The sequence below is a fragment of the Candidatus Accumulibacter aalborgensis genome, from assembly GCF_900089955.1.
GTDB lineage: Bacteria > Pseudomonadota > Gammaproteobacteria > Burkholderiales > Rhodocyclaceae > Accumulibacter > Accumulibacter aalborgensis.
The window spans coordinates 1-10,789 of sequence record NZ_FLQX01000164.1; the positions used below are offsets into that span (position 1 = coordinate 1).

General features: G+C 64.8%; 7 protein-coding genes and 4 pseudogenes. 8 read left to right on the forward strand and 3 right to left on the reverse strand.

The annotated features are described in order from the left end of the window. Positions 1-61: 61 nt before the first annotated feature. Positions 62-268 (reverse strand): annotated as a pseudogene (locus ACCAA_RS20820) (DUF1016 N-terminal domain-containing protein); the annotation flags it as partial. Between the two features lie 32 nt (positions 269-300). Beyond that, positions 301-2,604, reverse strand: a complete 2,304-nt coding sequence (locus tag ACCAA_RS20825) for a type I restriction-modification system subunit M (protein ID WP_186409167.1) — start codon at positions 2,602-2,604, stop codon at positions 301-303. A 422-nt stretch (positions 2,605-3,026) separates the two neighbouring features. On the opposite strand from ACCAA_RS20825, the gene ACCAA_RS20830 reads away from it, so the two are divergent. Together ACCAA_RS20830 and ACCAA_RS20835 are read left to right on the forward strand one after the other, a co-directional pair. Next, positions 3,027-4,478, forward strand: coding sequence for a DUF2868 domain-containing protein (locus tag ACCAA_RS20830; RefSeq protein ID WP_186409168.1), 1,452 nt, complete (start codon positions 3,027-3,029; stop codon positions 4,476-4,478). After that, complete coding sequence (locus tag ACCAA_RS20835) at positions 4,475-5,947, forward strand: DUF3482 domain-containing protein (protein ID WP_186409169.1); 1,473 nt, start codon at positions 4,475-4,477, stop codon at positions 5,945-5,947. The genes ACCAA_RS20830 and ACCAA_RS20835 overlap by 4 nt, the downstream gene beginning before the upstream one ends. A 123-nt stretch (positions 5,948-6,070) precedes the next feature. Here ACCAA_RS20835 and ACCAA_RS20840 read toward each other — a convergent pair whose 3' ends face one another. Next, complete coding sequence (locus ACCAA_RS20840) at positions 6,071-6,367, reverse strand: hypothetical protein (RefSeq protein ID WP_186409170.1); 297 nt, start codon at positions 6,365-6,367, stop codon at positions 6,071-6,073. 118 nt (positions 6,368-6,485) lie between these two features. On the opposite strand from ACCAA_RS20840, the gene ACCAA_RS20845 reads away from it, so the two are divergent. From ACCAA_RS20845 to ACCAA_RS20870, 6 genes and pseudogenes are all read left to right on the forward strand, one after another. Further along, positions 6,486-6,680, forward strand: a complete 195-nt coding sequence (locus ACCAA_RS20845; protein WP_186409171.1) for a hypothetical protein — start codon at positions 6,486-6,488, stop codon at positions 6,678-6,680. A gap of 58 nt (positions 6,681-6,738) precedes the next feature. Beyond that, a complete protein-coding gene (locus ACCAA_RS20850; protein ID WP_186409172.1) occupies positions 6,739-6,969 on the forward strand; it encodes an AbrB/MazE/SpoVT family DNA-binding domain-containing protein in 231 nt (76 codons plus the stop codon). Continuing rightward, entirely contained in the window at positions 6,959-7,318 is a 360-nt protein-coding gene (locus ACCAA_RS20855) for a type II toxin-antitoxin system PemK/MazF family toxin (RefSeq protein ID WP_186409173.1), read from the forward strand. The genes ACCAA_RS20850 and ACCAA_RS20855 overlap by 11 nt, the downstream gene beginning before the upstream one ends. 60 nt (positions 7,319-7,378) lie before the next feature. Further along, positions 7,379-9,134: pseudogene (locus tag ACCAA_RS20860) on the forward strand (DUF1156 domain-containing protein). 46 nt (positions 9,135-9,180) lie between these two features. Then, positions 9,181-9,267, forward strand: a pseudogene (locus tag ACCAA_RS22325) (nucleotidyltransferase family protein); the annotation flags it as partial. 43 nt (positions 9,268-9,310) lie between these two features. Further along, positions 9,311-10,689, forward strand: a pseudogene (locus ACCAA_RS20870) (DUF499 domain-containing protein); the annotation flags it as partial. Positions 10,690-10,789 lie beyond the last annotated feature (100 nt).

Here is a 10,789-nt window from a genome sequence, read left to right on the forward strand (position 1 = left end):
CCTCCAGAAACAACAACGCGGCGGTCGGCCTTCCCACCACCGCGCCAGCGGTTTAGTTCAACTCGGCGCTGAGGCTTGCCGCGAGATCGGCCAGCAGACGCTTGCCATAGGCCGCCCGACTGGCGCCGCCCTGTTCGAATTCGACGATATGCCGCCCCATCGTCCAGCAGGCGCTGACCTGGACGACATCGACCGCGCGCAGCGCTTGTTGGCGAGCGCTCCGGATGACTTCACGCAGATTGGCAAGCAGGCCGCCAATGTCCTGCATCTGTTCTGGTGCGCCGGTGACTTGTTCTTCTTTCATGTCGCACCGGGTTTCAGCAAGCCATCGAGCAGCCCATCCGCCTCCCGCTCGATGGCCAGGATGTCGGCGCTGATCTCCTCCAGCGTGCGCAGCGGCTGCGGCTTGTAAAAGTGGCGGGTGAAGCTCACTTCGTAGCCGATCTTCGTGGCGCCTTCCTTGATCCAGGCGTCGGGCGTGTAGGGCAGTACCTCGCGGCGGATGAACGCTTCGATTCCGCCCGCTTCGAGGAGCGGCACCTGCTCGGTGTCGCGGAGATCCGCGTCGGGCTCATATTCAACGATCGCGGGCTTGCCATCTACGCTCGCCGCGAACAGGCCGCGCAGCGGGTCGGCCGCGATCCTGCCGGGCTTGTGCGTCCTGGCGATGACCCGCGGCGCGGTGTCGACGCGCCAGCTCACGGCCTTGAGGATCAGCTTCACTTCCGCTGCCGGGAGCTTGCGGCCCGCCTGCTTGAGCGCTCCATCAACGAGGTCGCGGAAGACGTTATGATCGTCGTGGAGCTGGTCGCCGAGTACCGCACGCAAGGCAGTCGCCACTTCAACGAGGCGGCCGTCGCGCTCCCAGGTCCGGGCGTCGAGGAGCTTCTTCTTCCTGCTCTCGGGTAGCCCCTTGCGGGCGCCCACCCCTTCATCATCGTCGCTCTCGACATCATCGCCGCTCCAGTCGGCGAGGCGTCTTTCTACCGCCGCGGCGATGCCGGCGAAGCTGGTGAACAGCGCGTCGCCGAATTCGTCATGGAGCGCGCTGCGCAGATCCTCGTCGCCGGAAGCGAAGCGCAGCTTTTCGATGGCCTGGGTCGAAAGCTGGCTGTGCAGGCGCAGCGGGCGCTCGACGACGACCTTCCAGTAGCCGAAAGCGGCGTTGGTGAAGATCTTCGACTCGGGCGTCTCCTTGAAGTCGAGGAAGCTGCGGCTGATGCGCTCGATGTCTTCGGGCGACAGCTCGCAGTTCTTCTTGCCGAGGTTTTTCCTCAGCGGCTTGAACCAGCCGCTGGCGTCGATCAGTTGCACCTGACCCTTGCGGTGCGCCGGCTTGCGGTTCGACAGCACCCAGATGTAGGTGGCGATGCCGGTGTTGTAGAAGAGGTTGAGCGGCAGTGCGACGATCGCTTCGAGCCAGTCGTTCTCGATCAGCCAGCGGCGGATGTTGCTCTCGCCTTGCCCGGCGTCGCCGGTGAACAGCGAACTGCCGTTATGGACTTCGGCGATGCGGCTGCCGAGCTTCGAGCGGTGATTCATCTTCGACGCCATGTTGGCGAGGAAGAGCATCTGGCCGTCGCTCGACCGCGTGACCAGCGACAGCTCCTCATCCTGGTGCATGACCTTGAAGCGCGGGTCGCGCATGCCGTCCTTGCCGCCCATCGCCTCCAGGTCCTTCTTCCAGCTCTTGCCGTAGGGCGGATTGGCGAGCATGAAGTCGAATTCCTGCGCGGCGAAGGCGTCATGCGCGAGCGTTGACCACTCGGCTCCGCCGACGATGTGCTCGGCGCTCTCGCCCTCTCCCTTGAGCAGCATGTCGGCCTTGCAGACGGCGTAGGTTTCGGGGTTGATCTCCTGGCCGCAGAGCAGCGCCGTGACCTGCTGATGGTGCTTCGCGGCAATCGTCGTCAGCGTTTCCTCGGCGACGGTGAGCATTCCGCCGGTGCCGCAGGCGCAGTCATAGAGCAGGTAGGTGCCGGACTTGAGCTGGTCCTCGATCGGCAGGAAAACGAGGTTGGCCATCAAGCGCACGGCGTCGCGCGGCGTCCAGTGCTCGCCGGCCTCCTCGTTGTTCTCCTCGTTGAACTTGCGCACCAGCTCCTCGAAGACGGTGCCCATCGCGTGGTTGTCGATCGCCGCCGGCGAGAGGTCTATTTCGGGGTCGAGGAACTTGTTGATCAGCGTGCCGAGCGCGTCGGCTTTTGATAACGTCGCGAGCTGGTTGCGGAATTTGAAGTTCTCCAGGATGTCCTGGACGTTGGGCGAGAAGCCGTTGAGGTAGTCACTGAAGTCGGCGAGCAACTGCTGCTGGCTGCCGCGCGATTGCAGGTCGCGCAGCGTGAAGCGCGAGGTGTTGTAGAAGGCCTGGCCGGCAGCGTCGCAGAGTGCGGCGCGTTGGCCGATGATGCGCGCGTCGTCGAGCATCTTCCGCGTGTCGAGCACCGCCTGCTTGGTCGGCTCCAGCACGGCGTCCATACGCCGGATGACGAACATCGGCAGGATCACGTCAGGATACTTGCCGCGCCTGAAGAGATCGCGGAGCACGTCGTCGGCGATTCCCCAGATGAAGGAGACGATCTTGTTGTGTGTGGCCTGGTCCATTCTCGCTTTCGCTATGTCGCCATTATCGATTCACCGCGGGTGAGCGGGTGACTGCCCTGGACAGACCCCCGGCAGACCGGCAGGCGTAGCCGAAGACGATCACGGCCACGTCTGCGCCTTCTCAGCGGGGAAAACCAGCCACACGAAAACGCTGCCGTGCGCAGCGCACTCGGCAGCGGAAGCAGATGTGATGAGGCAGCAGAAGTTCAGCACGTCCTCCCCTGAACGGCGAGCCGTCATCATATGCCGATGTGGCAGCCCGGCAAAGCGGGAGCGGACGAAGAAATTAGCCAGCGACGATTTCCTGCCGCGTGCAGAGATCACGGACGAGCAGCCCGATAGCACCTGTTCTGGAGCGCCAGAGCTAAGATCAGCAAGTCGGCGATCGGCATCAATACCGTCGAATTTGCTATCCTTGGCCGATGAATGAGCGCGACGCCCTCCTGACCACTGCGCTGCGTGCGGTGGAGACCGTTGACGGCGACCGTCGCCTGTGGACCGACGACGATCGCTCCTGGTCGAGCCGTGCGGCAGCCGAAGTCGTCGGTGCAGGGGCAAGCCCGGCCGTTTTCGTCGCGCGTCGCGCCCACCTGGCGTTCGAGCGACTGGCAAGCCGCGATGCCGGTTTCGTTCGCGCCGTCGCCGGTCTGCGCTGGCGCGCGGGGATTGGCATGGCGCTCATCGTGCTGGCTTTTCTTGCCGGCGTCGCCACTGACCACCTTGGCAGCGGGCAACGCATCAACCTGCTGGCGCTCCCGATCCTTGGCCTGCTGGCCTGGAATCTCCTGGTGTACCTGTCGATCGCCGCTGGCTGGCTGCGCCGCCAGGGCCGGACAGCCGAGGAAACGGTCGCCGTACGGCGCTTTCTCGTTCGCGGGGCGACCGGTATGGGCGGTTGGCTGCGCCAGCGCGGGATGCGCATGCCGAAGTCCGTGCTGGTCCGCCTGGTGGGCGATTGGAGTCGCATCGCGGCAGCGCTCTATGCCGCCCGGGCCGCGCGCATTCTGCATCTCGCCGCCACTCTGTTTGCCCTGGGGATCATCGCCGGCTTCTATTTCCGCGGCCTCGCTTTCGAATACCGCGCCGGTTGGGAAAGCACCTTTCTCGGCGCCGAAGCAGTGCATCGGATACTCACGCTGATGCTGGCGCCCGGCGCGTGGCTGGTCGGCGAGCCGCTGCCGTCGGTCGACGCGCTGGCTGCAATCCGTTTCGGTGCCTTGCCGCCGACGGAGAATGCGGCGCTGTGGCTGCATCGCATGGCGGCGACGATTGTCATCGTCGTCGTTGTGCCAAGGCTGGTGCTCGGATTGGCCAGCGCCGTTCGCGAACGGCAGCGATCCACACGCCTGATCGGGCATTTCGACGATCCCTACTTCCAGCGCCTGCTGCGCGACTACCAGGTCTCGCCGGCACGCCTGACGGTCATCCCGTACAGCTACCATCCGCTGCCGGCCACTCTGGCAGGGCTGCAAGCCGTGCTCGCCCGCGTCTTCGGCAGCAGCGCCGCGATGCTGTGCACGGCGCCGGTGAGCTATGGCGACGAGTCCGCGCTGCCGAGCGCAACGCAACTCGACGGCAGCGGTCCGTCCTGCGCGCTGTTCAGCCTGGCGGCCACCCCGGAGCGCGAAACGCAGGGCGCCTTCGTGCGCGCCCTTCAGGCATCCGGGAACGGTGCGCCGGTCCTGGTGTTCGTCGATGAGGGCCCGTGGCGCGCCCGTTTCGACGCCGACGGGCAACGACTTGCCGAGCGCCGATCGGCGTGGCGCGCCGAGTTTGCCGATCTCGGCGTAGCGCCGATTTTTGTTGACCTCGCCCAGCCCGACCTGGCCGCCGCGCAGAGCGAGATCGAGCACTGCCTGCAGGGAGTCGCATGACTGTCGATCGTATCGCCTTGTCTCTGATTTCGCATACCAATGCCGGTAAGACGACCCTCGCGCGAACCCTGCTCGGGCGCGATATCGGCGAAGTTCGCGACGCGCCGCACGTCACGCTCGACGCCACCAGTCATTCGTTGATCGGCACCGCGGAGGGTGATGAACTGGTCCTCTGGGATACGCCCGGATTCGGCGACAGCGCCCGACTCGCCAGGCGTCTGGGCCAGCAGGGCAACCCCATTGGCTGGTTTCTGGCGCAGGTCTGGGATCGCTTCCGCGATCGCTCGTTCTGGTTTTCGCAACAGGCAGTGCGCAACGTCAGCGAGCAGGCGGATGTCGTGCTGTACCTGGTCAATGCGTCCGAGGAACCCGCCGACGCCGGCTACCTGGTGGCCGAGCTTGCGGTTCTCGAGTGGATCGGCAAACCGGTAATCGTCCTCCTGAACCAGACCGGTCGCCCGCGCCCCGGCGCCGAAGAGGCGGCGGAGCAGGAGCGCTGGCGCAGTGCGCTGGCCGGCTACCGATTCGTTCGCTCGGTGTTGGCGCTGGACGCGTTTGCCCGCTGCTGGGTGCAGGAGATCACCTTGTTACGCGCGGTTGGTGGCGTCCTGCCGGCCGAGCGCACGTCGGCGTTTGGGCGCCTCGTCACCGCCTGGCAGCTCCGCCGGGAGGACCAGTTCGACGCGGCGATGACGATGCTCTCGGAAGTCCTGGCACGGGCCGCAGCGGACAGCGAGACGCTGCCGGAAACGCGGCTGAAAGGCGCGCTGCGCGAGCTTGGCCGAGCCATCGGCGTGAGCCGCGACGACGGCGGCGGCGACCGGACGCGTGCCGTGCAGGCGCTCGCTGCGCGCCTCGACGCCAACCTTCGGGCGAGCATGGACCGACTGCTCGCCATCCACGCACTCGAGGGCCGGGCGGGTCCCGAGTTGCTGGGCAGAATGGCGCGGACGGTGACGCTGGCCGCACCGGTCGACGAGCGCAAAGCTGCCCTGATGGGTGGTGCGCTGTCGGGCGCGCTGAGCGGTCTTGGCGCTGACCTGATCGCCGGCGGACTCACTTTCGGTGCCGGCATGCTCACCGGTGCCGTACTCGGCGCACTCGGTGGCGCCGGCATAGCGCGTGGCGTCAATGTCGCCCGCGGCAGGCTCGGTACCACCTTGCGCTGGGATGACGCGTTCCTGTGCGAGCTTGTTGTCGCCTTGCTCCTGCGTTATCTCGCCGTTGCACATTACGGCCGCGGGCGCGGGGAATGGCGGGAAACCGAGTCGCCATCGTTCTGGCAGCCGCTGGTGACCGGCGTGGTCGCCGAAAACACCGCCGTACTGGTGACCGCATGGTCCGGTCGTGAGGCCGGTCCGACTGCCAGCGCGGTGATCGCCGTGCGCGCAAAGCCGGTTCTGGCGGACGTCGCGCGCCATGTCCTGCAACGGCTCTATCCGGGTGCAAGCGCCGCAACTGGGCCATAGAAACAAGATCAAGCCGGCTCCGGCGATCTGGCTACCCTGACCGCTGACTGCGAACACCACCTGCTACGTCGATATGGAGTTTGCGCGGTGACCGTAGACAAGGTGGCCTTACGTCCCCGAATTCTAGAGTCCGTACTTGATCACGTTGGCCTTGTCCACGCACTGATAGCTGGTCGCGCAATTTGTAAGGGAGCAGACGCTCTGCGTCTTGATCGCCTCCTGTTTGCGCTGATGGCACAGTCTTTCGGCTCTGGTGCGAACGTCCGCAATGGCCTTTTCCGAATACGGGTGATCGAAGGTCAGATAGTTTGTGTCTTCGCCAAAGCCGACGAGCAAATTATCGGCGCAGCTTGAGAGCAGGAAGGTGAGCAGGAGTGCGCGGATCAACATTGAAGTGGCGAGAAAGGATAGGGAATTCAACTCTACGTCCCAAAGTATCACTGGCTACGGCCGGCGCAGTCAATCGAAGAATTCACCCTGAGGACCTACGGCCATCTGCACACAGAATCAAGGCTTTTCCATTCTCACAAATCAGTTCTTGTCGCTCAACAAGCCGGACGACTTCATTCTCGCCATCGTTGAGTTCCTCGATGCCGAAACGCACAAGGCTCACTACCTGCGCCAGCCATTTCAGCGCGAGCCCAATTTCAATGCCGTGACCGTCGATTACGCCTTTTCTGGATTGCTGGCGCGCGCCGAGGGACCGCGCCAAGCCTACCGGCTGCGCGCTTGATTCAGGCGAATGCTCGCTGTAAAGTAAGAAAGTAATGCGATCCTTACTGGAGAACCAAATGCTCGCCGTTGCCAAAATCACTGCCAAGGGCCAGACCACCATCCCACAGGACGTGCGCGCCGCACTGCATGTTGCGCCCGGCGACCTGATCGCCTGGGAAGTCCGCGAGGACGGCACGGCAACCGTTCGCCGCGTGCAACCGCTGGACATCGAGTACCTGCGCGCCGTTGAAGGCACACTCTCCGAATGGTCGGGCAGCGCCGACGAGGAAGCCTATCGTGAGCTTTGAGCGTTTCACGGTGTTGCGCGTGCCGTTCCCCTTCACCGACCGCAACACCAGCAAGAACCGCCCGGCGCTAGTGCTCTCCGACGCCGCCAGCTTCAACGCGCCGGCTGGTCATTCGGTGATGGCGATGATTACCTCGCAGGGCAATGCCCCGTGGCCACTCGACTGCCCGATTGCAGACCTGAACGCTACTGGCTTGCCGGCCCCCTCCCTGGTGCGCTTCAAGCTCTTCACGCTCGACCATCGCCTGGTGCGCGGCGAACTCGGCAAACTCGCCGCCGCCGATGCGACGATGGTGGCGGAAGGGCTGAACAAGCTGTTCGCGATCGAAACCGGGCAGGTGCGGAGTTAACCGAAAGGATCAGGAGTTTCGATATGACCGCAAGGAATGCAAGACGACTAAAAGAGCGCCATGACCCCCAAGAAGAAACTCATCGAAGTCGCGCTGCCGCTGGAGGCGATCAACGTCGCCAGTGCGCGCGAGAAATCCATCCGTCACGGCCACCCGAGCACGCTGCACCTGTGGTGGGCGCGGCGGGGCCACTAGCGGCGGCGCGGCCGGTGATCTTCGCGCAGATGGTCGATGACCCGTCTGGGCACCCGGACATTTTCCCCGCCGAGAAGAAGCAGCAGAAGGAGCGGCAGCGGCTGTTTCGCATCATCGAGGACCTGGTCAAGTGGGAGAACGCGACCAACGAGACCGTGCTGCAGCTGGAAGCGCAAGGGCTGGGGCTGGAAAGCTACGCCAGCGACCTGAATCCGGTGGCGGTGCTGATCAACAAGGCGATGATCGAGATACCGCCGAAGTTTGCCGGCAAGCCGCCGGTGAACCCCGTTGCGCAGCGCCAGAAAGCGCAGATGGGCAAGCGCTGGCGAGGCGCACAGGGACTGGCCGAGGACGTGCGCTACTACGGCCAGTGGATGCGTGACGAGGCCGAGACGCGGATTGGCCACCTCTAGCCGAAGCTCGAGGTCACCGCGGCGATGGTCACGGAACGGCCCGACCTGAGGAGTCTGGTGCGCCGGTGACCTACGATCACATTCGTGGGGAAGGCAAGGCCGGGCACATGGGCGCGAAGCTGATGGCCGTCGTCGCCGAAGGTGATCGCGGGCGGGTCTACCTCGCGCCGACGCCGGAAATGGAGGCCATTGCCTTGACCGCGCGACCAACCTGGCGGCCGGAAACCAGCTTGCCGGTGAATCCACGCGACTTCAAGACGCCGAACTACGGGCTGACCACCTTTGCCGACCTCTTCACCCCTCGCCAACTCGTTGCGCTGACGACCTTTTCCGACCTGGTGCAGGAAGCGCGCGAGCGGGTGAAGCGCGATGCCATCGCCGTCGGCCTGCCAGACGACGGGAAGGCCCTGGAGAAACTCGGCGCTGGCGCCACGGCGTATGCGGATGTGGTGGGAGTTTATTTGGCGCTAGCAGTCGACAAGGTCGCCGACCGAAATTCGACTGTGTGCGCCTGGGCCAGTTTGCGTGAGCATGCCCGCAATACTTGGCCGATGAGGACGGAGTTGGATAGACGCATGATCGACTCGGGCACGAATGCCTTGGCTTCCAGCGTCGTGCTTGTCTGTCGCCAAAGGTCGGCCACGGCCCCCACCGCCACCCGTCGTGAGTTCGTCACCGCGCTCAAGACCGAACTGCCGCCGGCGCTCGCCCACCTGCAGCGCGGCAACATCGCGCCGGTGGATCTCGCGCAGGCGGCCATCGGCCCCGGCATGGGCGTCTATACGCGCTACGCCAAGGTGCTCGACGCCGAAGGCAAGCCGATCCCGGTACGCGCCGCGTTGGCCCTCATCAACCAGGTGCTCGACGAAGCGCTGGCCGAGCAGGAAGGCGAGTTCGACGCCGACACCCGCTGGGCGCTCACCTGGTTCGAGCAGACCGGTTTTGCCGAGGGCGATTACGGTGTTGCCGAACAGCTTTCCAAGTCCAAGAACACCGCCGCCGCATTGGTCGCCAAGCTCGGTAGCCAGGCCGAAACGGCCCGCGAACTCTGCTACCGCACCTACACGCTGTGCGAGCGAAAGAAGCGCGCAGCCGAAGCCATGGCCTACAACGGGCTGGTGCAGAGTTGGCCCGAGATCACCCGACTGGCGCGGAAGACGCAGCCTGCCGCGACATCCCGAACCGATGATATGTTTGGTTACGAATGAAGCAATGAAGGAGCAAGACATGCACCGGAAACTGAATGTCGACGAGATGACCCTGGCGCACTTTTGCCAGGCCCACCGCATTCGCCGTCTGTCGCTGTTCGGTTCGCAACTGAAGGGCACCGCGAAGCCGGATAGCCATATCGATCTGCTGGTGGAGTTTGACCCCGATCTCCAGCGACGACGCCTACCGTGCCCTGGATTCCGCCGTTTCGGCCTCTCAGGCGGACGACGTGGACAAGATGAAGACCGAGCTGCTGCGCGTGCGTTTCGACGAGCAGGCGCGCGGCGAAAAGCGCAAGTCGGCCGGCACCGCCATCGAGAGCGGTGTGACGGGCAGCCTCAAGCCGTGGCGCGAAGTGGTGATGCTGCACGAGGACGTGGCCAGTGGCCGCTACCACCAGGCCGAGTTCGCCGCTGACCTGTGGCAGGTGCATCTCGGCGAAGGCACGCCCGAATACAGGAACCCGGTCGAGTTTTTCCGCCGCACCTATCTTCCGCCAGCCTGACCGAGATGCTGGTCGGTGCGGTCCTCCGTTTGACAGTCGGAGGTGGCGACCCGGTGGTGCAATTGCAGACCAACTTCGGCGGCGGCAAAACGCACTCGATGCTGGCGCTCTACCACATGTTCTCGGCAATTGTGCCGACCGAGCCGATTTCTATCGCACGCAGCAGTCCGAGTTTCCGCCGGAGTGCAGGGAATCCGAGTACGAGCAACGCATCAAGGCGGCGTATCCGATACACCCGGAAATCTTCGACCGGCTGTACACCGATTGGTCGACGCTGGTGAAGTTTCAGCGTACGCGCGGTGTGCTGCGGCTGATGGCGGCGGTGATTCACAGTCTCTGGGAAAAGGGCGACCGCAATCCGCTGATCCTGCCGGCCAACGTGTCGATCGACGACGCGTGCGTGCAATCCGAGCTGACGCGCTACCTCTCGGATAAGTGGGTGCCGGTGATCGAGAAGGACGTCGACGGGCCGAACTCCCTGCCGCTGAAGCTGGACAGCGAACTGCCCAACCTGGGCAAGTTCTCGGCCTGCCGGCGTGTGGCGCGTGCGATATACCTGGGCTCGGCACCGACCACCGCTGCCGCGCACAAGGGTATCGAGGATCGGCGCGTCAAGCTCGGCTGCGTAATGCCCGGCGAATCGCCGGCGGTGTTTGGCGATGCCCTGCGCCGGATGGCCGGCGCGGCCACCTACCTCTACCAGGATGGCCCGCATTGCTGATATTCGACGCAGCCGACGGTGGCCTAAGCTGGCGGAAGATCGCGCCGAGCAGATGAAGCGCGAACCGGACAAGGTCGCGCACGAGTTGGAGCAGTGCCTGCGCAGGGATCTCGCGCGCAGCGGCGACTTTCCGCGTATCCACCCGATGCCGGCGAGCGGTGCCGACGTGCCGGACGACCTCGATGCGCGCCTGGTGGTGCTCGGTGTCAATCATCCGGACAGCAAAGACGGCGGCAGCGCGGCCGAGCTGGTGGCGAAGGCAATTCTGGAAAACCGCGGCAACACTCCCCGTCTGTACCGCAATACCCTGGTCTTCCTGGCCGCCGACGCTGGAGGTGCAGGCAGCGATTCCCGCCGGCGTGCCGGATCGTAAGCGTTTAGCCCCCCTACCACACGTACCGAGCAGGTTGGTGCGGAGCGCAGCGCTT